This is a genomic window from Rufibacter sp. JT3400010, assembly GCF_054956755.1.
Map to the genome: position 1 here is coordinate 181,880 of NZ_JBUDXA010000006.1, position 24,417 is coordinate 206,296.

Sequence of the window (24,417 nt, forward strand, 5' to 3'; positions counted from 1 at the left end):
TAAAGCAAAAAACGCCGCTTGTATCAAGCGACGTTTCCAGATTTCATAGGATGCTAAAGAACTTTCAGGTTACTTACAAGGCACTTCACTTACAGAGATTACCTTTATGTGCGGGTAGATGACGGGCACAAAACCAGGACAGTCTGGGGCCTCGTTCCTAGGGACAGAGCGCATGGTAAGGTAGAGTCTCTTCCCCGGCACCTGGTACACGGGGTGCAGGTCAAAGGTATTTACGTACACGGTGTCATGGCTGGGCTTGGCGTCCACAATGCTGGCCGCAGCGGTATCTAGCACGGCCAATACAGTACCACAGCCCTGGTCTATGACTACCGCCTCAAAACAATCACTTACCACTTCCTCGTCTTCACAACTGGTAAAGGCAAGCAGACCGGCAAGTCCTGCTAAAGCAATTCTTCCCTTTTGCATTTATATCTGATATTATATTAAATATTCTTTTAAAGTGAAGGTACCGTTTGATGGTAAAAGAGTCAAGGCAAAAGCAAAGTATTTTGCTTTATCTTCTTGTCAACCAATGCTTTTTGCAACTGTTTCTTCATAGAGGCTATCATGTTCTCTTCTCTTTCACTGACTACATCTTTGATTTCTTCTTTCAGCCAAAGGGCCGATGTTCCCACATACAAAGGAACAGACAACAACAGGGCCCAAGTTCTTACTACTTTGGGGAGAGAGCAAGCTTTGTTCATACTGGTAAACGGAATGGGTAAGAGTATGCCTGAATAAGATAGACCATCCAAAGAAAGTCTACCCCTATTCTGGTTGTAAAAAAATTATTTAGTCAGGCGCCATCGGCCGCCAATGCTCACGCCTAGTTGGTAGGTATTTGCCTGCTGCTGTTCATCGCGCAGCATGGAAGAGAGCGAGTATGTGAACTCAGGGGCGACCAGAATACTCATCTGATGGCTTACCTCGTACCCCAGCCCAACGGAAGTGGTGGTAGCCCATTGCACCGCCCTAAAAGGCGAATCCTTGTCATTGAACCCGAATTTGACGGCTTGCACCTGGTTTGTCTCCGGCACGATTGCGTTCTGCACCAAAAAATTCATGTTCACACCGCCAGAGAACAGGGCATATACCCTTTTCAGATTCAGCCGGTAAGCCAGCCGCACCGGAAGACCCACCTGCTGGTACTTGTATCTAGTGCTGTATTCATCGGTAGGCACTACGGCAATGGACTGCCCTGCCGCTTCAGACACGAAAGCGCTGGCTACTAGGGGCGTACTTTTGCTATAATCTGCATATTGGTTCAGAGGCGAGCTTCCCCCCATAGTGCCGCCGTAAAACAGATAAGATTGCGTAGTGGTCGCTTGATTCTGGGTGTACAACACGCCACTCTCTAGCTGCCATTTATCATTGATTCTGTAGCTGGCCCCCATCAAAGCCGAATAAGAATAGGAAGGGGTGTAACTGCTGTTGAATTCCTGCACCGCCTCCTGGTACTGCTGGTACACCTGAGGTTGATTCAGGGAAGCTCGCTCATTCAGGACTGCGTTACTCCCAATTTTGACCGGCGCGTACGCGTACTGAGGGCTGTAGGCCATGGTCACACTCCACTTGCCAACGTCTGCAGTCTTGCTTTCTGGGGCAGGTTCGATTGGCTGCGCCTGCGCTACAGCCTGGTTCTCCGCTTCTTTCTGCACCAGCATATTTTTTTGGGGAACCGGCGGAAGGGAATCCAATAGCGAGGGCAAAGACTTAGATGCCGCCAAACTGTTCATTATGGCCCTGTCAAATGGCTTGTCCCTTACCTTCCCCAATGGGTTCACCGGGAAAACAGCTTGGCCTTCTACTTTCTCTTCAGCTAGTGCTTCCTTATTCTCAACTGTATTCGCAACGGCTGAAAGTTGCGCGCTTGTGGCGGAGCTGTTAGAGGCTAATGAAAGTTCTTTCTGAGTAGCACGTTCTAGCTGCGCTTTCTCAAGTGATGGGAAAACCCGGTTTCTTGGTGAAGTTTGGTTTTCTGCCTTATTATATGAAATAAAGGGCTGATCACTGTTTTCAGAAAAAGAATGCGTCCCGTTTTCAGGCTGATTTTCAGAAGACGCCCTTGAAACGGAAGCCAATTGCTTCAAGGCCTTTTTACCAGATGGCTCTTTGGTAGCCAGAGGTTTTGTAGCAGATTCATTGGAAGCCAAGTCCTGGGAAACAGTGCTATTGGTTGACTCTTGCCGCGTGGCGAACTTTACTTCCTGCGGACCTACCAAAACAGTTTCCTGCTTCCACAGAATGATGCCGCCAGAAACCAACAGCAACAGGAAAGCTGCCGCCATAGAACGGTACCACATCACCTGCCGGCGGTAGCGGCGCAGCTGCTGGTTCTCCAGTTCCCGATTCACGTTCTCCCAAATGCGGGAGGGTGGTGCGCTCTCAGCCTCCGCAAAGCCATTCCGGAAGATATCTTCCACAGACTGGCCTTGCTCTTTCTCAGCCGGTGACTTTTTCATGGTTCTGCTGTTTTAGCCGCAACAACGCCTGCCGTAAGCTGGCGCGGGCGCGGGAATATTGTGATTTAGAGGTACTCTCCGTTATTTCCAGCATCTCTCCTATCTCTTTGTGCGAGAAGCCTTCAATGGCATACAAGTTGAAAACGGCCTGATACCGGGGCGGCAAGCCACGCACCAGTTCCAGTAACTCCTCATAGGCAAACTGGCTGTCAATGTTATCTGCCTCAGAGACATCGTCCCACTCTTCGTCCTGACCGCTCACCATGAGGTGCCGGTTGGTGCGCTGGTGTTTTAGGGCCGTATTAATCACAATGCGCTTCACCCAGAACTCCAGCGGACAATCTCCTTTGAAGTTCTTCAGGTACAGGAACACTTTTACGAAGGAATCCTGCAGAATATCCTCGGCCTCAAAATCCGTACGGGCATAGCGTTTACTCACGGCCAGCATCTTACCCGCGTACCGTTGGTACAGCAGTTGCTGGGCGTCCCGCTTGCCCGCGACAGCCCTCTTGATCAGGTCTGCCTCGGTAGTGTCTTTGGGTTTGAGAATCTTCAACGGTGGGCCACTAAGTGATTTTCTACTGGTAAGAGCCTTGTCATGCCGCAAAGGTTGCACGGCTTTAGCCGAAGGTGATAAAATTCTTTTCAGGGAATTCACCCGCTTCAGCGCACAAGAAAGATACCTGGAAAATTACCCAGATGCCAGAAAGGAAGGAATAAAGAAGTAGCCTTTGATTTAAGGCTTGATTTTGGAAAACAGGCTTAAAACAGCATTAGCTGTGCCAGATCTGCCAGGCAACTTCGGCCTGAAGGCACAGCATGTCATAACCATTAATGGTTTTAGCGCCCATTTCCTTTCCGCGCTTCATGAAAAGCGTTTCGGCGGGGTTGTACACCAAGTCATAGAGGTAATGGTGCGAAGAAAGCAGCTCGTACGGGATGGGCGGTGCTTCGTCCTGCTTGGGGAAAGTGCCTACCGGGGTGGCGTTGATGATCAGGGAAACCGAGGACATTAAGCTTTGCGTGAGATCCTGATAAGTCAGGCAACCCGGCTTCTTTTCCCTGGAAACCACTTTAAAGTCAATGTTCATGTACTCCAGCGCCGCCATTACGGCTTTAGCCGCACCGCCGGTTCCCAGCACCAACGCCTGTGAGAACGGGAAACACGGAAAGAAGTTCTGGAGCGACTGTGTGAATCCCTGGTAATCTGAGTTATGCCCAATTAGACGGCCATTCTCAAGTTTGATCACATTTACCGCCCCAATCTTAGCAGTTACAGGTTCCAATTCATCCAAAAAAGGAATGACCGACTCCTTATACGGAATGGTAACGGTTAATCCCTTTAGGTTAGGATGGGCTTGCAGTAACGACGGTAATTCAGAAATACTATCTAACTCAAAAAGATGGAAAACACTGTTCTTGATACCATCTGACAGGAATTTCTCAGTGAAGTATTTCTGGGAGAAGGAGTGGCTTAGTTTATAACCAATGAGCCCGTATTCGTTTTCCATGTCGGCTGCTTTGCTTATTGTTCTTTGGGAGCCATCTTCTGCTTTACAATCTCAATGATAGGCGGAATGACGGAAATCAGAATAATACCGAAGATCACAAAGGAAAAGTTTTTCTTCACGGCAGGAATATTCCCGAAGATAAAGCCAGCCACGGTAAAGCCCACCACCCACAGAAATCCTCCTATAATGTTGTAAGACAGAAACTTGCTATACTTCATGGTACCCACACCGGCCACAAACGGAGCAAACGTCCGGATAATGGGAATGAAGCGGGCAAAGATGATGGTTTTGCCACCGTGTTTCTCATAGAAGCCCTGGGTTTTAAGCAAGTATTCCCGTTTCAGGAACCGGTAATCTCGTTTAAACACCTTGGGGCCAAAGTAATCGCCTATGAGGTAGTTTAAGGTATCTCCCAGAAAAGCAGCCACAAAAAGCAAGCCCAGCAGAATCCAGATATTCAGCACCCCGGTGGCGGCAAAAGCACCGGCGGCAAACAGCAGAGAGTCGCCGGGCAGGAAAGGCATGACCACTACTCCCGTTTCCACAAAGATGATCAGGAAGAGAATGGCGTAGGTCCAAATACCATAGTCAGAGATGATCTGGCTGAGGTGCTGGTCCAGGTGCAAAAATAAGTCTATGAATTGGCGGAGTAACTCCATGAAGGTAGGGCTTGCGAAGGAAGATTAAATAAGTTTGTTCAATAAATCCTTGTCAAGGAAGTGGGTAAAAGTATCTCCTCTCAAACCTAGCCGGATGGTTTCTAAGGGCACAATCTCATTAGGCGAGATGTTCCCCAGGTTCACATTGGCACCCAACAGCTTGATGAAGAAAACCTGCTGCGATTTTTGGGGTGCTTCCCAGATAATCCGCTCAAACGGGATCTTGGTCAAAATTTCCTCTACCAGTCCGCTTCTCACCTCACCGGTAGAACGGAACAGACCCACGTTACCCGCTTCCCTTGATTCGCCAATCACTTTCCAGGCACCGGCATCCAATTCAGACTGCATCTGGTTAATCCACTTGTACGGCGGAATGATTTTCTGATCATCTTTAGAGCCTACTTCAGACAGTACGGTTACCTGCTCGGCCAACGTGCGGATGTACTGGCACTTCAGATTATGGTCCATTTCAATGGATCCGTCAGAGATCTCAGCGTAGGTGAGTTTATATCTATCCAATAAGCGACGGTAGTCATCAAACTGACCGCGTACCACAAACGCCTCAAACAACGTACCGCCCAGGTACACCGGAATACCGGCGGCGCGGTAAATATCAAGTTTCTTGTCTAGGTGCGGGGTTACAAAAGAGGTAGCCCAGCCCAACTTGACAATGTCTACGTACTCTCCGGCCACTTCCAAAAAATTCTCAGTTTCTCTTAAGCTCAGGCCTTTGTCCATGGCCATGGTGAAACCGCTCTCTCTAGGTTTACAGGTGCGTGGGGGAAGGTGGGAAAGTTCGTAGTTCATGAATTGTTTATTTGCGATACTGGTCAATGAGCCGGGCCAATGCCCGCTGTGATTCCAGTTCAGGAAAGAAATCAAAGAGAAGCCTATGCTTTTCGAAGTCCAAAATTAAGGCATTTTCCAGATAATTGTATGCCTGCTTATACTTTCCTGCCGCCAGGCTGTACGCGCAGAGTCTATATTGCAGCTCGGCTTCGTCGGGTTGCAACTCTAAGGCATTGAGAAGAAGATCAATAGCTCCCTCAAAATTGCCTTGCTCATACAGTATGATGGACCAGTTCAGCCAGATATCTTTGTTCTCTGGGGCGAGCACACTAGCCTGTTCATACGCCTCCACACTGGAGATAATGTTTCCCAGTTGGTATTCGGCGGCGGCCAAGGCTAACCAGTATTCTGAATTATCGGCGTAAAACGAAATGGCTTTGCGGTAAAAATGAACGGCTTCCATCCATTTTCCCTGCAAGTCTAAGATCACGCCAATTCCAAACCAGGCCTCGTCCATTTCAGGGGAAAGGTCAATGGCTTTCTGGTAGTACTTATGGGAAAGATCCCACTGCGAGAGTTTCTCGTAGCACTCACCTATGTTGCAGAGAATATCGGCGTTAGGTTCTGTTTGCTCCAACGCAGCCTGAAAAGCTTCAATGGCTTTGGTGAATTCGCCCATATACACATAGTTATTGGCGAGGTTCACATACGCCGGAGCGAGGTCTGGCTGTATTAGCGTGGCGTACTCATAGGCTCCCACGGCTTTCTCGTGGTTTCCCAGTCGGCTTTGGGCCAGCCCCAGGTTAAACCACGCCATGGCTGAGTACGGATCATCATCCACAAACCGTTGGAAGAAAGCAATCACATCCTCTCCTTCGCCCGTGATCTCCAGGCAATACAGCAGTTCCTGAAGGGCCAACTCATTCTCCATGTTCAGGAGCAGGCTCTTCTTGTAGTACTTCATGGCCGCCTTGAACTTGCCCCAACTCTGGTAAGAAAGACCTATGTTGAAATAGATGTCATCCTTCACCTCAGACTGATCTACGGCCTGCTTGAAACAATCTATGGCTAAAGCGAAATCACCTTTCTGGTTGAAGATGATGCCTTTGGTTAAGGGAATATCCTCATTGTCGGGCTCCATCTGGGCTACTTCTTCTACCAAATGCAATGCCTCATCAAAGGCACCCAGCATGGCTAGTACCTGCGCTTTGTCAATCAACAACTCCGTGGAGAAAGGGTATTGCGTGATGCCCACATCACAGGCTTTCAGGGCCTGGCTGTAGTTAAAGCTATTAGCGTAATAGTCAATGATGCTCTCATAGTCTGAGAGATCAAAAAATACGGTGGTATTGGCCTCCAACATGCTTTCAAACCTCTGTACAAGGTCCAGATCTTCGCTGGAGAAATCTTCAAAATTATCGTTCATCTACAAGTAAATCTCAACATGGGCTAACCTAATAACCCCTTCTCTATACAACACATTTACCCAACCAAGAAGTGCCTTAAGAAGTTTTTGTCTTGGCAAGTCCTTCGCAGCTCCAACGCAGGGTATCTTCCAACGGACGGAACGTGATGCCAGTTGCCGCCTTTATTTTTGAATTGGAATAGAAGTGCTCTTCTTTCGCAATTCTGGCGGTTTCTTTGGTGATCAGCGGCTTTGTTCCCGTTACTTTCCCCCGCACACTTTCTAACCGCCACACTATTTCGGCCACCCAGGATGGTACCTTGATGGAAGGGGCCTTCTTCCCCATTAACGCCGCCACTTCCTGAAAGAATTGCTGGTACGTGGTCTGGTGGGCATTGATGATGAAACGTTCGCCCCAGTGGCTTCCGTTCATTAAGCGCAGCATGGCTTCCACCACGTCCCGTACATCTACGAAGTTAGCATACCCCTGCGTATAGAAGGGCCGCTCCTCTGAAATATATTTAAACAGCTGAGTACTGCTTCGCCCCATATCGCCGGGCCCCAGAATAACCGATGGGTTCACGATGACCGCTTGCAAGCCTTCAGAAATGCCCCGCCAAACTTCCATCTCGGCGTAATGCTTAGAGAAAGCGTAAACCGATCTCTCCACCGAAGAATCCCACTTTACATCTTCTTGGATGCGTTTCTCGCCCTTTTTCCGGTTTATGGCCGCAATGGAGCTGACATGGCACAACCGGACTCCCGGTTTAGCAAGACAGGCGTCTACTACATTGGTGGTTCCGGTCACATTTACCTGCTGAAGCAAGGCTGCATCCTGTGGCGCATACGACACAAAACCCGCGCAGTGGTACACTTCCTCCACTTCCTGCACCAACGACCTGAGCAACAACGCATCCAGCACATCCCCAGCCACCCATTTTAAATTTGGATGAGTTACGTCAGAAACCGTTTGTCTATAAATAGCCGTGACGGCACAGCCTTCTTCCAGCAGACGCTGCAAAAGAAAATGGCCTAAAAGGCCACTACCACCGGTTACCAACACGTGTTTCAAAGGAGGTTCTGCTTAAGATTATAAGGTAGGGTTTAAAAGCGGCAGTCTCATGGCTTCTTGAAACAGCGGCTCTTTGACCACCCTTTCCAACACCGCAATATGCTTTATGGAGTGGGTATCAGTCCCCAGGAACTCAACCGCTTTTCTTTTAATCAGCTGCCGGGCAACTTCTTTGGCCTGTTTGGAATAATATCCCGCCAAGGAATTGGCATTTACCTGGAACAGAACCCCTGTTTCCCTTAGTGACATGAGTGCCTCTACTCTGCCATAAAAGTACGTATACCGTTCAGGATGCGCTAACACTGGCGTATACCCAGCGGCTTGAGTAGCGAAGATCACTTGCCTGAGATGGGCGGGCTCGTTCATGTAAGAAGTCTCCATCAAGAGAAACTTCCGCTCTCCGCCAAACGTCAAAAGCTCTTCTCCGTTCTCAATTTTAGAGAAAAACCATTCATCCAGGTAATATTCTGCGGCGCAGGAAAGCTCTATTTCAAAACCTTGGGCGGTAGCAGCCGCTTGTAGTTCCTGTAATTTTGCTCTGATCGTTTCTGGGGTGTTTTTGTAAAAATCGCCCATAATGTGGGGAGTCATGCATAGCTTTTTGAAACCCAAGGAGTAAAGGCTTTCCAGAAGTTGCATAGACTCTTCCAGGGTGCCAGCCCCATCATCCAAGCCGGGCAGCAGATGCGAGTGCATGTCTGCCTGCAAATCGGCGAAAGAAGAGATGGCTGGCTCATTCTTACTCCAGAGGTTACGAAGACGCTCCCACATATCTTCTATTTAAAGATAGACTTCAACTTAGTACTGACAGAAGGCTTTTCTTCTTCATCATAGTACCCCTGCCCATAGCCATACCCGTAGCCGTAGCCATACCCGTAGCCATACATATTGCCGCCGTTGACATCATTCAAGATGGCGGCCATGTTGGTGAGGTGATTGGTTCGCACCAGTTTATCAATACCCTTTAAGAAGGTCTTTTTGGAATAGTTGGCCCGAACGATGAACAAAGGAATATCGGCTTTGCGCATGATCAGAACCCCATCTGTTACCAAACCAACTGGCGGGCTATCTACCAGAATGATATCATAGATTTGATGCAATTCTTCCAAAACAGCGTCAAAACGGCCTCCCATGATCAACTCAGAAGGATTGGGCGGGGTTGGCCCCGCAGAGATGAAGTCCAAGTCAGGAATTGACGTATTTTGCACACTTTCAGTCACCGAATGTTTGTCAATGAGAATGGTGCTCATGCCTTTGCTATTGTCTCCATCCAAAGCAATGTGCACCTTGGGTTTCCGCATGTCTAAGTCAAGCACAATCACTTTCAATCCAGACATGGCAATAATCCCCCCCAGGTTTACGGCCACAAAGGTTTTTCCTTCCCCGCTTATGGTAGAGGTAACAGAAATGATCCTTTTCTTCTTGGAGGCGCTCATGAATTCCAGATTGGTTCTTACCGAACGGATAGATTCACTCAAAGCCGACTTTGGATTCTGGTTCACGATCAACTTGGAGAAAGGCATCTTCTGCTTGTCATAAGACGGCACCACTCCCAGCACTGGAATAGAAGTGTTACGTTCCAATTCCCGCACATTCGTAACCGTGTCATGCATCAGGTAGCGGGTAGCAATCAAGCCTACACCTAAAAACAATCCTCCGGCAACTCCTATGGCATAAATGATGAATGTGTTTGGTGAGATAGGGCTTTCTTCGCCGGGCAGGTTGGCGGGGGCCAAGATTTGAAAATCTGCCGTTGTCCCTGCCATCTTTATGCCATACTCAACTCTTCTATTCAAGATTGTGGTAAAGAAGCTCTCATACAAATCGAAGATTCGCTCCAGCCTAGCCCGTTCCGTTTCCTTTGAAGGTGCCTGCAGAATCTTGCCGGTAAGCTCTGCCTGGATTCTGTCAATGTTCTCAATTTTAGTCTGAACCAATGCTCTGCTATTGCTAACAACAGCAATGATTCTGTTCTGGGCAAAGTTCACCTGGTCTTCCAACAGTGCGTCTGCGGTCGTATTTCCTTTGCTGGTCTTATTGGTCGTTCTTTGACGGGCCTGCAGGTAGCTAAGCTCTAGCAGTTGGTCAGCTAACTGAGGATCTTGGTTTTCCTGCCCTTGCAGACCGGTCACAATCATGGCTAAATCCTCATTCCGCTGCACCTTAGCCTGAATTGTATTCAGAAGCGATAATTGGAACCGTAACTCCAGCCTGTCTTTCTCCAACTCCTGAACCTCTTTCAGAGCCTCCTGAAGACTAGACTTGATGTCATACGATTTGTTCTGTCTGACAAACCGCTCAATGTCACCCTCCGCCTTTCTCAGGCTGTCTTCCGTTTCCTTTAACTGATCATTTAAGAAACTAAGGGTCTGCCTACTGGCTTGGTTGCTCCGTTCAAGTTTATGTTGGAGGTAAACAGCATCAATGTTATTGACAATATCATGCGCTTTAAACCTATTGAAGTCTTTAAAGGAAATCTGAATGGTCTTTGACTCTGGGTTGAGAATGGCAGTGGTAAGATTCTCATCAATATACCTCTTCAGGGCCCCATTGCTATGCACAATGAAGTAGTAGGTTTCTCCTACACTGGCACTAGTAAAATCAGGCGAGGTATTAACGGTAATAATATTGTCTGAAAGCCGTAAAGGAACACCCACTACATGCGTGGTACGACGCCCCTCCTCACCCAAAGCTATTTCAAATTTACTTGGAGAAGTAAACGTCACATAAATCTTCTGATCCTGTAAGCTGAAGTTAGCGGTATCATATGTTATAAAAAAGGGGCTGTCCTTGTATAGCTCAGCGTCAAGAACCCGGGCTTCTACATGATAACTCACCTGCAAAGGCATGGTTCCCTTAAGCCGTTCATACACGATGTTAGACTTGATAAGGTCCACTTCACCTTGTAGCTTCCCAATACCAGATTCAACCTTCAAGCCATTGTTTTCCAGCCCGAGAACACTCGCTTCTGACTGCTCTTCTTCCAGCTTAATAGTAGACGACGATTCGTATACTTTTTTGGTGTACCTTAAATAAAGATAAGAAGCGGAGACACCCAAGATAATCAGCAATAATACCCATGGAATGCTGCGCTTAACTACATGCAGAAGAGTGACGAAATCAATGCTTGCTCCTCCGTCATCCTCGTCCTCCTCAATACTCCCCAAACGATGATCCAGCTCATCCAAATCATTGGCTGTCTTTACACTCATGAAATTATTCTGAAATTATATTTCTTATAACGATATAAGAGGTGAGGACATTTGAAACAGCGCCTATGACTGTTAAAACATCACGGAGGGACTCATTGAATACTCTCTTTACAGGCTCCACATAAATCACATCATTGGGTTGAACCCTAATACTGGCTCTTTGCAGACCGGCAACGGTAGAGAGATCAATCACATGCACAATAGGCTTGTCTGAGGCAATATCTCTTATCAACCTTATGTTCTGAGCTTTGCCATTCTCGGGAATACCGCCGGCTCTAGCCAAAACCTCTACCACATTAATATTCTCGTCTGTAAGAGGAATCACGGTTCCGCCTGTGGCACCCAACACCACTACTCTCCTGCTAACCACCCGTGAATAAACATAGGTGTCTCTATAATAAGTTTCAAATCTACTTTGGAAGACGCTGTCTGCTTGTGACACGGTATAGCCTTGCACCTGCACAAAGCCAATCATGGGCACTTTCACTTCCCCGTTTGGCAGCACGGTATATTCCTGACCATCTTGCTGTTGCTGTTGAACGCCTTGCTGGTAGTTGTTATTGGTTTGGTACCCTCCTCTATTGCCCCTGTTCACACCGCCGCCACTTATATTACCACCTGACCCTAATTCCTGACGTAAGAAGCTGTTAGGGTCAATTAGAATCTCCCCTTTATTGGTATAAATCCTGATGTTCAGAACGTCGTTGGGCTGAATTTTATAGTTGCGTCCAGCTTCTGCTGTTGAGGCCCGGAGTAAGTCAGCGTTTACATCACCATCTGTCCTGAACATAACGTTCTGCCGGTAAACATTGCAGGAACTCAACTGCGAGGCTCCAGTCAAGAGCAATAAATAGAAAAAGAATTTGCGTAAGGCAGATGACATACGTAACAGAAGAGCCTTGATTAGAAATAAATATCTGAACATTACCTGGGCTATGTACAGATAAAGCTAACTACAAAGTAAGGCAAAAGTAATGGCTACGCCAAAAACCGAAGAGCCAGGAACGGGGGATTTGCGGAATCCCTTCTTTATTCATCCTTAACGTTAGCTTTCAGAAATACTTATACAGAGTGTCGGGCAATTCAACCGGCATCTATATTGCCAAAATTGACTTATGGTCTACCCTTTAACTTAAAAACATCTTTATAATCTTACAAATTAAGCAGTAATCACCAAAACACCTAACATACGTTAGGTAGGAAATGATTTTTACCGTACTTTTATGAAAACTTGACCTAAGACTAACATAAACCATATGCAACTTACTTACAACGAGAATCAGCAAATGATTGCGGACATGATCCGTGACTTTGGTGCTAAGTCCATTAAACCTGATATGATGAAATGGGACGAGTCTCAGGAGTTCCCGGTTCAGGTGTTCAAGCAATTAGGTGAACTGGGGCTTATGGGGGTGCTGGTTCCGCAGGAATACGGGGGGTCTGGCTTCGGGTACTTGGAGTATGTGACGGCCATTGCCGAGTTGTCTAAAATTGACGGTTCTATTGGCCTATCTATGGCGGCCCATAACTCTTTGTGCACCGGCCATATTCTGCAATTCGGAAGCGAAGAACAGAAAAGGAAGTGGCTTCCTAAATTGGCGACGGCGGAATGGATTGGTGCCTGGGGGCTTACAGAACCTAATACCGGCTCAGATGCGGGAAACATGCGTACGGTAGCGGTAAGAGACGGAGACCATTGGGTTCTGAACGGCGCCAAGAATTTTATTACCCACGGGAAATCCAGCAACATTGCCGTAGTCATTGCCAGAACCGGGGAGGTAGGTGATTCACATGGTATGACAGCGTTCGTGATTGAGAAACCCACGCAAGGTTTTTCGGCGGGTCGCAAAGAAGATAAGCTGGGAATGCGCGCCTCTGAAACTACGGAGTTAATCTTTGAAGATTGCCGCGTTCCTCATGAAAACATCTTAGGAAACGTAGGCGAAGGATTTATCCAGTCCATGAAAGTGCTGGACGGCGGACGAATTTCTATTGCAGCATTAAGCTTAGGAATAGCCCAGGGAGCGTATGAGGCCGCTCTGGCATATGCGAAGGAGCGTCAGCAATTCAACAAGCCTATTTCTCAATTTCAGGGAATTGCCTTCAAATTAGCCGACATGGCCACTGAGATTGAGGCGGCGGCATTACTTACCTACCGGGCGGCCGCTATGAAGAACCGGGGCGAAAACGTCAACAAAGAGTCGGCGATGGCTAAGTTGTACGCTTCTGAAGTTTGCGTGAGGGTTGCTAATGAAGGCGTTCAGATTTTTGGCGGCTACGGCTATACGAAAGACTATCCGGCCGAAAAATATTACCGTGACTCAAAGCTTTGCACTATTGGAGAAGGAACTTCTGAAATTCAGAAACTTGTTATCTCCAGAGCAGTATTAAAATAATTAGGGAAAGGTATTGACTGGGAGTATAATTGTAAATACCTTTGCAATCCTTAAAACAACTGACTTTAAAATCAATCTATTATATGATTATCATCAACGTAAAGGATAACGAGTCTGTAGACAAAGCCTTAAAAAGATTCAAAAAGAAATTCGAGAGAACTGGTGTCTTGAAACAATTACGCGCTAGAACTTTCTTCCAGAAGCCTTCTGTCTCTAAAAGAAAGCAGAAAGAGAGAGCGATCTACAAGCAACAATTGTTCGCGAACGACAACTACTAGTCTTTATCCCTAGAATTTACGTGGTAATTCCATAAATTAGTGCGTACCGCTTACCAGCGGCTACTTACTAGTTTATGGAATTATTTTTTAAGTACCTTCAGTACGAGAAGCGCTTCAGTCCGCATACCATTACCTCGTACCAGACAGATCTACAGCAGTTCAAAGAGTACCTGCAAGAGGTATATGAACTGGAAGATATGCAGGCGGCAGACCACGCCATCATCAGGTCTTGGGTGGTGACGCTGGTCCAAAAGGATCTGGACAGCCGTACCATCAATCGTAAAATTGCCTCTTTACGCTCCTATTTTCGTTTTCTGGTACAACGCGGGGTACTGGAAAGCAACCCTACCGTTCGCATCAAAGCACCAAAATTAGCCAAGAAACTCCCGGCCTTTATTCCAGAGGAGGCTTTCACTCAGCTTCTTGATCAAAGCGACTTCTCCGATGATTTTAAAGGTCAACGCGAAAAATTGATTTTGGAACTGCTGTATGGCACAGGCATGCGGCTAGCAGAATTAACGAATCTGAAACTAGAAGATATCAATCTGTCTGCCAGCACCTTGAAAGTATTGGGCAAAGGCAACAAAGAGCGTATTTTGCCTTTAAACCCCTCATTGGTGCAGGCATTAACCCTCTACCTACAGGAAAGACGGGCTACTTTTCCTAAAAACAATTCTTCTTTTCTCTTCGTTACGGATAAAGAGGCTCCCCTCTACCCCAAGTACGTATACCGGGTGGTCACCAAGTACATGAGTTTAGTGTCTACTGCCATTAAAAACAGTCCGCACGTACTCCGTCACTCGTTTGCGACCCATTTACTGAACAGAGGGGCAGATCTGGGAGCCATCAAAGAGTTGCTGGGCCACTCTAGTTTGGCGGCCACGCAGGTCTATACCCATAACTCGATTGAGAAACTCAAAGCCGTTTTTGAGAAGGCTCACCCCAAAGCGTAATTCGTAACACCTAAAGAAGTAAACTATGAAACTGCAAATCCGATCTGTACACTTCACCGCAGACCAAAGTCTGTTAGATTTCCTTCAGAAGAAACTTGACAAGCTAGATACCTTTTTTGATAGGATAGTAAGCGGCGAAGTGGCCCTGCGTATACAGAAGCCAGAGTCTCATGACAACAAACTAGTGGAAGTGAAAATCTTTGTGCCCGGTGCTACCCTGTACTGCTCAGAAGAAGCCGGTACGTTTGAAACAGCCACCGACAAAGCCGTGGAAGATCTGAAGAAGCAGCTGATTAGATACAAAGAAAAGCTGACCACTCACTAAAATATAAACACCCTACATACAAAAAGAGCCCCGTTTTGGGGCTCTTTTCGTTAAAACAGGTAAGAATCACGCTTCTTATAAGTTGAAGGCAGCTTTGATTTTATCTACGTAGTCTAACTTCTCCCAAGTAAACGTTTCAAACTCTCTGGTCTCGGTTTGCCCGTTCACGTGGTATACTACTTTCTTCACGCCAGACTCGCGACCCATGTGTCCGTAAGCGGCAGTCTCAGAGAAAATAGGGTTCTGTAAGCCAAAGCGCTTTACAATGTCATAGGGGCGCATCTCAAACAGTTCATTCACTTTGTTCGCGATTTCGCCATCGGTCATGGTTTCGCCATTGGCTCCTTTCACTTTAGTGGTGCCATAGGTGGTCACATATAAGCCAACCGGTTCCGCCACGCCAATAGCATACGCTACCTGCACCAAAGCCTGATCGGCTACGCCGGCAGCTACCAGGTTCTTCGCGATATGACGAGCAGCGTAAGCGGCCGAACGGTCTACTTTGGAAGAATCTTTCCCCGAGAAAGCACCTCCGCCGTGGGCACCTTTCCCTCCGTAGGTATCCACAATAATCTTACGGCCGGTTAGACCTGTATCGCCGTGCGGACCACCGATTACGAACTTGCCGGTAGGGTTAATATGGTAGGTGATATCCTCAGAAAATAAATCTACTGTACGCTGGGGCAACTGCGCTTTTACTCGTGGAAGCAGGATGTTCAAAACGTCTTCCTTGATTTTGGCTACCATTTTCTCCTCAGCTTGTTTAGAGGCAGCGCGGTCATTGGCATCTGAGCTCTCAAACTCATCGTGCTGGGTAGAGATCACCACCGTGTCTATCTTCTCGGGCACGTGGGTATCTGAGTAGCGGATGGTCACCTGAGATTTGGCATCTGGACGCAAGTAGGTCATTTCTTTGCCTTCTTTCCGAACGGCTGCCAATTCCTTTAACAGCAGATGGGAAATCTCCAGTGCCAACGGCATATAGCTATCGGTTTCATTGGTGGCATAGCCGAACATCATGCCTTGGTCACCGGCTCCCTGGTCTTCGGGGTTCTCGCGTTCAACCCCCTGGTTGATGTCTCCGGATTGCTCATGGATGGTGGAAATCACGCCACAAGCTTCGGCATCAAACTTATACTCTGACTTGGTATAGCCAATGCGTTTGATCACCTCACGGGCTACTTTCTGCACGTCAACATAGGCAGATGATTTTACCTCGCCGCTCAGCACTACTAAGCCAGTAGTAACCAAGGTTTCACAGGCAACTTTAGACTCAGGGTCCTGTTTCAGGAACTCATCTAACAGGGCATCAGAAATTTGATCGGCTACTTTATCCGGATGTCCTTCCGATACCGACTCAGATGTAAAAAGATAAGGCATTATCTAGATATATTATTTCAACAACAAGGCGGCACAGCACTTGGCCCGCAAGCGACAAATTTAGTCTAATTGAGGGAGATGCAAAAACTTGGCTTAGAAATGAAAGCCGCTGCCCGTATTTTCTTTAGGAAGAAGTCCTTTTCACCTAGCTCTCTCCTGTTTTTGTCTCACCTTCCAGAAAATGGCCTAAAAACAAGACGCTGCACGGCTAGCAGCAGTCCTGAAGGGCCACACCGCTAGGAACAGAAACCTTTTAAACCTCTTCCCGTTTCAGAAACATCTTATAATTTCTATTCTACCTACTCCGTCCAACTATGAAAAAACACTTTTATACTCTTCTCATAAGCTTTTTTGCTATAACCCAGACGTTTGCTCAATCTTCTTCTCCTTATAAAACTTCATTTAAGGTAGATGCTCCCATAACAGTTGCAGGAATGGGCTTAAGCGGATTAGGCTTGTACCTGATGCAAGAAAAAGAGCCTTTCACCCAGGAAGAAGCAATGGCGCTTAGAAAAAGTGACGTGAATAGCTTTGACCGTTTCTCGGCGGGGAATCATAGTGAAAGCGCAAAGAAAGTAAGTGACTTTATGCTGTATGGCTCTTTGGCAGCTCCGGCGTTACTCCTGTTTGACTCCGATATCAATGACAACACAGGGCAGTTGCTGGCCCTGTATGTAGAGACCATGTCTGTGACAGGAGCCATCTTTACCCTGAGTTCTGCCGCGTTCCCCAGAGCCAGACCCTTGACGTATAGTCCCGAAGTAGAGATTGGGGAGAAAACACGGGCTAACTCCCAGAACGCTTTCTTTGCGGGCCATACGGCAGCTGTCTCTACCATCTCTTTCTTTACCGCCAAGGTATTCCATGACTATAACCCAGATTCTCGGGCCAGACCGTTTGTTTGGGCGGGTGCCGCCATTGTGCCCGCAGCCGTTGGCTACCTGCGCCTGGAAGCCGGAAAACACTTTCTCAGCGACAACCTGGTGGGGTATGGTGTAGGAGCCGCCGTAGGTATTCTGGTGCCGCAACTGCATAAGAAAGACATTGGGCTTTCCATTTCTCCTACGGTAATTCCGGTGCTTGGGCAGAACCTGGACGGAGTAAGCCTCCAATATAAATTCTAATGAACCGCTTCTCTGCTTCTTATAAGTGGCTGCTGCCCTTTGTCCTTCTGTTCCAGTTGTGCTTTGCTCCGGTTCAGGCGCAAAGCACAACGGAGAGGTTGTACAACACAGATTTGCTGCGCGATGGTCTGATTACCGCCGGTGGGGTTACCATGTCCTTGACGGGTTCCTTGCTGCTCAGCAACAAAGAACCCTTGACCGAAGCCGATCTGCTGACCATCAACAAAAATCAGGTAAACAGATTTGACCGCTGGGCCGCCGGTAATTACAGCAAGAATGCCAAAGCAGCCAGCGATGTTATCTTCTATACCACTTACGGCCTTCCCTTGCTTTTCCTAGCCGATAAAGCGGCCACTCCTCACGCCAAGGACATCTATTTTATGTATGCTGAAACCGTGTCTCTGGCCGGCGGATTGTACGCCTTAACCGCAGGTTTAACGCACCGCAAAAGGCCCAATGTTTACGCTACAGACGCCCCTTTAGAGGAACGCCTACACAAGTATGCCGAGAATTCCTTCTTTGCGGGACATACGGCGGCCACGGCCAGTGTTGCCTTCTTCACGGCCAAAGTTTTCCATGACCTGCATCCAGATTCGCCGTGGCGACCGGTGGTGTGGGGAGCGGCGGCGGCTGTTCCTGCTACGGTGGGTTATTTGAGGCTGCGCGCCGGTAAGCATTTCTTAAGCGATAACATTGTGGGTTATGCTGTGGGAGCCACCATCGGGATTTTAGTACCGGAATTGCATAAAAGAAATAACCAGATGGGCTGGAAGCTCATTCCTACGGCAGAGCAATTACCCGGCGAATTCATGCAAGGCGTGGCTTTGACGAAACGATTTTAGCTCGCTTTTCTCAATCTGCCCCTAAAATAGGAAAGCCAGTCTCGTGTAGACTGGCTTTCCTATTTTAGGGGCAGATTCTATTTTGGGGCTGTTTTGTTCAAATTAGCCTCAAAAAGCTTTAGAATACGCTTGTACTCATCGGTCCAACTGCTGGGCTCTACAAACCCGTGGTCTTCCACCGGATAAATGGCCAGTTCCCAGTTCTCCTTTTTCAGTTCTATCAAGCGCTGCGACAGACGTACAATATCCTGGAAATGCACGTTGGTATCTACCATTCCGTGGCACATCAGGAGCGCTCCTTTCAGGCCTTCGGCAAAGTAAATGGGAGAGCTACGCACATAGGCGAGACTGTCGTTTTGGGGCTCATTTAAAATATTGGAGGTGTAACCGTGATTATAATGCGCCCAATCCGTCACAGAGCGCAGGGCGGCACCAGCGGCGAAAACATCGGGTTGGGTGAACATGGCCATGAGGGTAATGAATCCGCCGTAAGAACCGCCGTAAATACCAATCCGCTTAGGGTCTACTTTGTATTTCTCTACCAGCATCTTCGCGCCGTCTACGTGGTCGCTCAGGTCTTTTCCGCCCATGTGGCGGTAAATGCCCGTACGCCAATCGCGCCCGTAACCCGCACTGCCGCGGTAATCAATGTCCAGCACGGTATAGCCTTTGTCTACCAACAAATTGTGGAACATGTATTCCCTGAAGTAAGTACTCCACCATTTATGGGCATTCTGCAGATAGCCCGCCCCGTGCACAAAAATCACGGCTGGTCCTGTTCCTGAGGCATTTTCCGGACGGTACAACCTGGCATGCACATCGGCCCCGTCTGCGGCTTTGTAAGTGATTATCTCCGGTTCACGCCAAGGATAGGCATTGAACTCAGCGGTAGTAGACTTGGTGATTTGCACCGGTTTGGCACCCGGCCGGTTCTCCATGAGGTACAACTCCCAAGGCTTGTTGGAATAGGAGTACCGAATGGCCAGGTTCTTTTCATCTGGCGACATGGTCACTTCATGTGCGCCGGTCATTCTGGTAATTTGCTCCATTCTGCCGCCTTTCAACGGCATTCTATAGAAATGCTGCTCTCCCGGATGCACCTGATTGGTGGTGAGATACCAGTATTTCTTATCCTGCGACATCTGGATGCTCTGCACCTCAAATTTACCACTGGTCAGGGCAGCTTTACTTGATGTAGTGTTCACCGTGTACAAATGCGCGTAACCGCTTTCCTCAGAGAGAAACCATACATTGTCGTTATCGGGCATCCAACCTATTTCACCGGCACCATAGCCGTTGATCCAGGCATCATCATGCTCACGGTTTATCAGTTTGATAGCTCGGGTAGCGGGATCAAAATTCATGATCCAACGGTCTTTGTTATCCTGCGATCTGGCTACCAATATCGCCTTCTTACCGTCAGGCGAGTAGTAGGGCCCGAACATCATGATTTTTCGCTGGCTAGCCGCCGAACGAGCAGAATCGGCTTTGCTGGCCTTTTGGTTCGTTTGCAGGTAAGCAGGCTTCTCCTGAATTCCGGGTAATGCTTTGAAAGAAACCAGGTACGTTGTGTCCTGTCTGAGGTCATACAGCCCTAGTTCATAGGTAGCCTGATCATCTCCTACTTTGGTTCTGGTGGCAATCTCCTCGGTATAACCCGATGCCGTGACATAGTTAGGCACTTGGGCTATTTTGCTGTTGGCTGGTCTGGTCACTAAACGGTAGGTGATAAACCGTTCATCTGGGCTCAGGATGATATTATCTACTGATTTATCTTCTATGTAGATTTCTCTGGGTCTGTTCTTCGCCGTTTCTCTCTGCGCCAGACGCTGCTGCTTGCGCTCCTCTTCCCGCTTCTGGATAATCTGCAACAATTCTACCTGCTGCTCACGCAAGAAACGTTCCTGCCCGTCCCTCGCCAGTTCCGGATCAATGGGTTTCCTGCCTCTTCTGAAATCGGTAAGTTGCTTTGTCTGGCCGTTGGCTATGTTCCAGGCATAGAGGTTATTGTCCTTCACGTAGGTTATCTCTTGCTCATCAAACGTGAAAGCAGGCGAAGATTCCCGCTCTACGGTTTTGGTCAGTTGCCGCAACTTTCCATTCTTCACCTCTACCAGGAAAAGGTCACCTCCGCGCTCATATACTCTATGGGTCCACTTTTGATTGTAGACTCCTCCAGGGGTGAATAATCTTCTTCGGGCCGCGGCCGAAACCTTGGTTACCTTCGTGCCTTTTGCCTGCACCGTGTACAGCGAGTCCCGTTTCGCATTCTCGGGATTCCATTGGAAATAAACCTGTTTGCTATCATCTGACCAGTAGACGTTACTGGGTGAGGTGCCAATCCACTGGGCAGGATCCTGCATGATCTTATCTACCGTAAGGGTTGGCTTGGTTTGGGCATTGACGGTAAGCAGGGGCAGCACTAGCACGGCCACCGTCGCCCAGGTTGTTTTGATAAAACGCATTTTTAGGCTGATTTTGGGAAAATAGGTCTAAATGGGAAGAAATTAGAAAGCCAGAGACGGGTGCTTCCGGTGGAAATCGGTACCATCTTGGTAGGACTTTGCGAAGGCCAGCAGCTCAGCCTCTCCGAACAGCTTCCCGATAAAGGTGATGGTAGTAGGCAGGTTCCGGCTGTTAAATCCGTTTGGAACCACCACGCACGGGTGCCCAGTCAGGTTGGTGACCACCAGGTTGCTGCTCGCAAACGAAGGGGAAACGTACACATCTACTTTCTGCATCATCTTGTGCATTTCCTGGATGAGTTGATAGCGTACGCGCTGCGCCTGAAGATACTCCACTGCCGGAATAAACCTTGCACTGCGGAACGTATTAGGCCAGGCATTCTTATCCTGGTTCACCATCAAATCTACTTTCCCGTTGCGGGTAATTTCATCAAACGCCGTGGCTCCTTCCACGGAAATGGTCATGACTAAATCGTTCACCGGAATTTTGGGCAATTCGATAGGGATGAGTTCATGTCCTGCTTTCCGCAGTGCCTCCAGGGTAGCCTGATCCTGCGCTTTGGTTGGATAATCGCGCTCAAAGTCCGTTTTCAGGTAGCCGATGCGCAGTTTCTTCAAATTCAGTTTCGCGTCATAATTGAAAGGAGCATCATACACAGACTGATCTTTCCCGTCCGGCCCATAAATAGCATTGAACACAATGGCACAATCCTCCACCGTTCTGGCAATGGGACCTATTTTATCCATGGACCAGCTCAAAGCCATGGCCCCATGACGGCTCACCCGCCCATAGGTGGGCCGAAGCCCAGTGGTACCGCAAGCAGTGGAGGGCGAGACAATAGAACCCAGCGTTTCCGTTCCGATGGCGAATGGCAGCAAGCCCGCCCCTACCGCAGAAGCAGATCCCGCCGAGGAGCCGCTGGATCCCCGGGAAATGTCCCAAGGAGTACGGGTTTTGCCTCCGTACCAGACATCGCCCATGGCTAACTCCCCCATTGTCATCTTCGCGACCAACACTGCCCCGGCCTCTCGTAGCCTCACCACCACCGTGGCATCCTCTTCAATTCTCTGGTCTTTGTAAGGCACAGAACCCCACGTGGTTTTATACCCTTTGGTACTCAACAAGTCCTTCACCCCAAATGGAATGCCATGTAACAGGCCCTTGTATTTCCCGGCCTTAATTTCAGAATCGGCTTGTTTGGCTTGTTGCATCGCCAACTCCTCTGTAAAGGACGTAACACACTGAAGTTTAGGGTTGTACTTATTTAAACGCGCTAGAAAGAACTGCGTCAATTCTACCGAGGAAATCTTCTTCGTTTTCAGAAGCTCTGCCAATTCTCTGACGGAATAAAATGCCAGGTCTTCCCTGTTGGCAGGAAGCTCTACTTTTCCTAAAGATGATGGTTTGAACTTCTCTCTTTCCCGCTGAAACGTAAAGCCCACTGGCAATGGGTTGAACATAAGCGCCGGTGGCACGCTGTTCTCCAACTTAACGGCTCTTAAACGCCCGTAACCGTTCCTCAAATCTGTTAATTCGGCTAGAGCCGTATCTAGTTGAGCAGGCTTAAAGTCTAGTCCTAATAACTGCTGAGCACTCTGCACCATGGGTACAGTAATCTTCTCTACTTCCAGCTTCCTGCCCACAAAAGCACCGGTAAAGAAAAGCGCTAGTCCCAAAGTAGAGAGACCTAAAAATTTATACTGCTTTTTGATCATGATCCTGTCCATTTTCAATTTATTGAGAAGACAATTTATGCTAATTGAAGCTACTTTTTAGAAAGATTTTTGCGTTCCATTTAATAACCAGAGAGGCGTCTTATAAGACATCTCTCGGGTTATTAAAGCGGATATTGTTATAAGAAAGAGCTTTTGCAAAACAGTCTTATTGGCTTCTACTTCCTTATATGTAAAAAGAAAAAGGGCTGTTCTTGAGGAACAGCCCTTTAAAATTCTCAATACAATTTACTATTGATTAAGCACAGGGTTATTAACCACCTCATTTTGAGGAATGTTAAAGGTTAATTGATCAGAATCCCAAGCAAATGTTTGACCAGCAAAGAATAAATGATTTTCACCTCTGGTAACATTTTTCTTAAGCCTCTTCATAGCTAAATACGTTTTCCCTTCTCCCCATAGCTCAATACGGGTTTGAAGATAGATTTCATTTAGAAGGGCTTGGCCGCTAAGACCGTTTAATGTAACCACATAAGTAGCGTAAGTTGCCGGGGCAATTCTTTTCACCATCAAGGTCTTCAACATTTCTCTGGCAGCAGCATCTTGGCCTAGTCTAGCTTTAGCTTCAGCGTTCAACAGAACCATTTCTTCAAGACGCATATAAACATAATCTGTAGTAACAACACGCTGACCACCAATTTCTCTATTGGGGTCAAAGAATTTGTTAACTGGCATTAAGTCTAAATCTCCAGGCCCATAACCATCTGCTGTATAGAATTTCTCAATTCCTCCGCCAATCGGATCGAATTGTCCTTTTCTAACATCATCGGCACGAATGGCATCATACAATCCTTTATCAATGGTTTTAGGATCACCTGCCCAAGCATAGCTATAAGTAAATACATCCATCTGACCCCAATAAGAAACTAGATCCAGACCATTTGCTACTGTTAGGTCAACCCCCCACATCCAACTAGGGCTAGCCACATTGTTAAATCCAGATTCAGGATTTAAAACTCTGCCATCTGGTCCAATCTGAGCTACCACTTGATTGGCTTCTAACAGGTCGAATTCGCTACCAATAACATCGTTAGTAAGTTCCACTACCTGCTGAAGATCAGCTTGAGTTCCTCTTGCAGCATAGGCATAAGCTAACAAACCTTTCGCCACATCTTGATTTATCTCATTCTTAGCTGCTCTGTTGAAACCTTCCAACAAAGTCACCGCTTCGGTTAAATCTTTAATAATGAAGTTATAAACCTGAGCAGAAGTACTGGTTGGTTGAGCGTCAGATGCTGAAGATGAGTAAATTGGTATTGTTCTTTCATTTCCAGTTCCATAGCCATTGCTATAGTATTGAGAAAGATAGAAATGAGCATAAGCACGCATTGCTTTTGCCTGGCCCATCTGGTGCTTATTAATAGCATTTGCTGGAACAGCATCATTTCCACCCAAGATTTCAATCAGCGTATTGGCGGCAAAAATGATCCGGTAATAGTACCGCCAAGGCTGGTAACCAGCGTTCAAGGTAAAGTCGGTAGTAGCTTGATATCTGGCAATACCGGAATACCAACCATAAGTTGTTCCGGCTAAAACCACATCAGAAGCAATCATATCACTAAAGATATCATAGCCTTTCTGGCCAAAATCATCGTGGTTTGTTGTTCCTCCCGTACCTGTGTTGAACATAGTGGTATATAAACCTGCCACAAATCCATTCAACAAAGTAGGGTCTAATTTAGCCGCTTCAGCTATTTGCTCTGGGGAAGTTCTCTCACTTGGCTGTGTTTCTAAGAAATCATCCTGACAACTGCTCATTGTTAATGAAAGAGCAGTTGCTGCCATTATATATAAACTCTTTTTCATGTTG

General features: G+C 47.5%; 21 protein-coding genes. 6 read left to right on the forward strand and 15 right to left on the reverse strand.

The features are described 5' to 3' along the window. Nucleotides 1-69: 69 nt before the first annotated feature. The 11 genes from ACY0JR_RS08575 to ACY0JR_RS08625 form a co-directional block, all read right to left on the reverse strand. Nucleotides 70-426 (reverse strand): hypothetical protein, encoded by a 357-nt coding sequence (locus ACY0JR_RS08575; protein ID WP_462633541.1) that lies wholly within the window; start codon nt 424-426, stop codon nt 70-72. Between the two features lie 362 nt (nt 427-788). Further along, nucleotides 789-2,462: an outer membrane beta-barrel protein gene (locus tag ACY0JR_RS08580; RefSeq protein WP_462633542.1), complete on the reverse strand. Its 1,674-nt coding sequence runs from the start codon at nt 2,460-2,462 to the stop codon at nt 789-791. Continuing rightward, nucleotides 2,443-3,018 (reverse strand): RNA polymerase sigma factor, encoded by a 576-nt coding sequence (locus ACY0JR_RS08585; protein WP_462633543.1) that lies wholly within the window; start codon nt 3,016-3,018, stop codon nt 2,443-2,445. Before ACY0JR_RS08585 ends, ACY0JR_RS08580 begins: the two co-directional genes overlap by 20 nt. Nucleotides 3,019-3,235: 217 nt before the next feature. Next, nucleotides 3,236-3,973 (reverse strand): shikimate dehydrogenase family protein, encoded by a 738-nt coding sequence (locus tag ACY0JR_RS08590; RefSeq protein WP_462633544.1) that lies wholly within the window; start codon nt 3,971-3,973, stop codon nt 3,236-3,238. A 14-nt stretch (nt 3,974-3,987) separates the two neighbouring features. Further along, nucleotides 3,988-4,632 carry a DedA family protein gene (locus ACY0JR_RS08595; RefSeq protein WP_462633546.1) on the reverse strand — a complete coding sequence of 215 codons (645 nt, stop codon included), beginning with the start codon at nt 4,630-4,632 and terminating at the stop codon, nt 3,988-3,990. Nucleotides 4,633-4,656: 24 nt separating this feature from the next. Further along, a complete protein-coding gene (locus ACY0JR_RS08600) occupies nt 4,657-5,439 on the reverse strand; it encodes a phosphosulfolactate synthase (RefSeq protein WP_462633548.1) in 783 nt (260 codons plus the stop codon). Nucleotides 5,440-5,446: 7 nt separating this feature from the next. Beyond that, nucleotides 5,447-6,847 (reverse strand): tetratricopeptide repeat protein, encoded by a 1,401-nt coding sequence (locus ACY0JR_RS08605; protein WP_462633549.1) that lies wholly within the window; start codon nt 6,845-6,847, stop codon nt 5,447-5,449. Between the two features lie 76 nt (nt 6,848-6,923). Beyond that, on the reverse strand, nt 6,924-7,889 hold the full coding sequence (locus ACY0JR_RS08610; RefSeq protein WP_462633639.1) for an NAD-dependent epimerase/dehydratase family protein: 966 nt from the start codon (nt 7,887-7,889) through the stop codon (nt 6,924-6,926). A gap of 27 nt (nt 7,890-7,916) precedes the next feature. Continuing rightward, nucleotides 7,917-8,669 carry a tyrosine-protein phosphatase gene (locus ACY0JR_RS08615; RefSeq protein ID WP_462633550.1) on the reverse strand — a complete coding sequence of 251 codons (753 nt, stop codon included), beginning with the start codon at nt 8,667-8,669 and terminating at the stop codon, nt 7,917-7,919. 5 nt (nt 8,670-8,674) lie between these two features. Then, nucleotides 8,675-11,110 carry a GumC family protein gene (locus tag ACY0JR_RS08620; protein WP_462633551.1) on the reverse strand — a complete coding sequence of 812 codons (2,436 nt, stop codon included), beginning with the start codon at nt 11,108-11,110 and terminating at the stop codon, nt 8,675-8,677. A 4-nt stretch (nt 11,111-11,114) separates the two neighbouring features. After that, nucleotides 11,115-11,993 (reverse strand): polysaccharide biosynthesis/export family protein, encoded by an 879-nt coding sequence (locus ACY0JR_RS08625; RefSeq protein ID WP_462633553.1) that lies wholly within the window; start codon nt 11,991-11,993, stop codon nt 11,115-11,117. 373 nt (nt 11,994-12,366) lie between these two features. On the opposite strand from ACY0JR_RS08625, the gene ACY0JR_RS08630 reads away from it, so the two are divergent. From ACY0JR_RS08630 to hpf, 4 genes are all read left to right on the forward strand, one after another. Next, the gene (locus ACY0JR_RS08630) at nt 12,367-13,506 is read left to right on the forward strand and encodes an acyl-CoA dehydrogenase (protein ID WP_462633555.1); all 1,140 of its coding nucleotides are present in this window, start codon (nt 12,367-12,369) and stop codon (nt 13,504-13,506) included. Nucleotides 13,507-13,589: 83 nt separating this feature from the next. Continuing rightward, a complete protein-coding gene (gene rpsU, locus ACY0JR_RS08635; RefSeq protein WP_123127797.1) occupies nt 13,590-13,784 on the forward strand; it encodes a 30S ribosomal protein S21 in 195 nt (64 codons plus the stop codon). Nucleotides 13,785-13,858: 74 nt separating this feature from the next. After that, entirely contained in the window at nt 13,859-14,737 is an 879-nt protein-coding gene (locus ACY0JR_RS08640) for a tyrosine-type recombinase/integrase (protein WP_462633556.1), read from the forward strand. Between the two features lie 25 nt (nt 14,738-14,762). Then, entirely contained in the window at nt 14,763-15,062 is a 300-nt protein-coding gene (hpf, locus tag ACY0JR_RS08645) for a ribosome hibernation-promoting factor, HPF/YfiA family (RefSeq protein WP_462633558.1), read from the forward strand. Between the two features lie 75 nt (nt 15,063-15,137). On the opposite strand, the gene metK is transcribed toward hpf, so the two are convergent. Further along, a complete protein-coding gene (gene metK / locus ACY0JR_RS08650) occupies nt 15,138-16,442 on the reverse strand; it encodes a methionine adenosyltransferase (RefSeq protein WP_462633560.1) in 1,305 nt (434 codons plus the stop codon). A gap of 464 nt (nt 16,443-16,906) precedes the next feature. Here metK and ACY0JR_RS08655 point away from each other — a divergent pair, with 464 nt between their 5' ends. Beyond that, nucleotides 16,907-17,566 (forward strand): phosphatase PAP2 family protein, encoded by a 660-nt coding sequence (locus tag ACY0JR_RS08655; RefSeq protein WP_462633562.1) that lies wholly within the window; start codon nt 16,907-16,909, stop codon nt 17,564-17,566. Next, nucleotides 17,566-18,408: a phosphatase PAP2 family protein gene (locus tag ACY0JR_RS08660; protein WP_462633563.1), complete on the forward strand. Its 843-nt coding sequence runs from the start codon at nt 17,566-17,568 to the stop codon at nt 18,406-18,408. The genes ACY0JR_RS08655 and ACY0JR_RS08660 overlap by 1 nt, the downstream gene beginning before the upstream one ends. 77 nt (nt 18,409-18,485) lie before the next feature. Here the strand turns inward: ACY0JR_RS08660 and ACY0JR_RS08665 are convergent, their stop codons facing one another. The 3 genes from ACY0JR_RS08665 to ACY0JR_RS08675 all read right to left on the reverse strand — a co-directional run bounded on the left by ACY0JR_RS08665 (nt 18,486) and on the right by ACY0JR_RS08675 (nt 24,413). After that, nucleotides 18,486-20,873 carry a S9 family peptidase gene (locus ACY0JR_RS08665; protein WP_462633565.1) on the reverse strand — a complete coding sequence of 796 codons (2,388 nt, stop codon included), beginning with the start codon at nt 20,871-20,873 and terminating at the stop codon, nt 18,486-18,488. A 42-nt stretch (nt 20,874-20,915) separates the two neighbouring features. Continuing rightward, the gene (locus tag ACY0JR_RS08670; protein ID WP_462633566.1) at nt 20,916-22,601 is read right to left on the reverse strand and encodes an amidase; all 1,686 of its coding nucleotides are present in this window, start codon (nt 22,599-22,601) and stop codon (nt 20,916-20,918) included. A 237-nt stretch (nt 22,602-22,838) separates the two neighbouring features. Continuing rightward, on the reverse strand, nt 22,839-24,413 hold the full coding sequence (locus ACY0JR_RS08675; RefSeq protein WP_462633568.1) for a RagB/SusD family nutrient uptake outer membrane protein: 1,575 nt from the start codon (nt 24,411-24,413) through the stop codon (nt 22,839-22,841). Nucleotides 24,414-24,417: the final 4 nt, after the last annotated feature.

Coding starts and splice junctions, on each gene's coding strand:
- ACY0JR_RS08640 (WP_462633556.1), top strand. CDS start 13,859: ATGGAATTATTTTTTAAGTACCTTCAGTACGAGAAGCGCTTCAGTCCG.
- ACY0JR_RS08675 (WP_462633568.1), bottom strand. CDS start 24,413: ATGAAAAAGAGTTTATATATAATGGCAGCAACTGCTCTTTCATTAACA.
- rpsU (WP_123127797.1), top strand. CDS start 13,590: ATGATTATCATCAACGTAAAGGATAACGAGTCTGTAGACAAAGCCTTA.
- ACY0JR_RS08605 (WP_462633549.1), bottom strand. CDS start 6,847: ATGAACGATAATTTTGAAGATTTCTCCAGCGAAGATCTGGACCTTGTA.
- ACY0JR_RS08600 (WP_462633548.1), bottom strand. CDS start 5,439: ATGAACTACGAACTTTCCCACCTTCCCCCACGCACCTGTAAACCTAGA.
- ACY0JR_RS08665 (WP_462633565.1), bottom strand. CDS start 20,873: ATGCGTTTTATCAAAACAACCTGGGCGACGGTGGCCGTGCTAGTGCTG.
- ACY0JR_RS08660 (WP_462633563.1), top strand. CDS start 17,566: ATGAACCGCTTCTCTGCTTCTTATAAGTGGCTGCTGCCCTTTGTCCTT.
- ACY0JR_RS08670 (WP_462633566.1), bottom strand. CDS start 22,601: ATGGACAGGATCATGATCAAAAAGCAGTATAAATTTTTAGGTCTCTCT.
- ACY0JR_RS08615 (WP_462633550.1), bottom strand. CDS start 8,669: ATGTGGGAGCGTCTTCGTAACCTCTGGAGTAAGAATGAGCCAGCCATC.
- ACY0JR_RS08595 (WP_462633546.1), bottom strand. CDS start 4,632: ATGGAGTTACTCCGCCAATTCATAGACTTATTTTTGCACCTGGACCAG.
- hpf (WP_462633558.1), top strand. CDS start 14,763: ATGAAACTGCAAATCCGATCTGTACACTTCACCGCAGACCAAAGTCTG.
- ACY0JR_RS08630 (WP_462633555.1), top strand. CDS start 12,367: ATGCAACTTACTTACAACGAGAATCAGCAAATGATTGCGGACATGATC.
- ACY0JR_RS08655 (WP_462633562.1), top strand. CDS start 16,907: ATGCAAGAAAAAGAGCCTTTCACCCAGGAAGAAGCAATGGCGCTTAGA.
- metK (WP_462633560.1), bottom strand. CDS start 16,442: ATGCCTTATCTTTTTACATCTGAGTCGGTATCGGAAGGACATCCGGAT.
- ACY0JR_RS08590 (WP_462633544.1), bottom strand. CDS start 3,973: ATGGAAAACGAATACGGGCTCATTGGTTATAAACTAAGCCACTCCTTC.
- ACY0JR_RS08620 (WP_462633551.1), bottom strand. CDS start 11,110: ATGAGTGTAAAGACAGCCAATGATTTGGATGAGCTGGATCATCGTTTG.
- ACY0JR_RS08625 (WP_462633553.1), bottom strand. CDS start 11,993: ATGTCATCTGCCTTACGCAAATTCTTTTTCTATTTATTGCTCTTGACT.
- ACY0JR_RS08580 (WP_462633542.1), bottom strand. CDS start 2,462: ATGAAAAAGTCACCGGCTGAGAAAGAGCAAGGCCAGTCTGTGGAAGAT.
- ACY0JR_RS08575 (WP_462633541.1), bottom strand. CDS start 426: ATGCAAAAGGGAAGAATTGCTTTAGCAGGACTTGCCGGTCTGCTTGCC.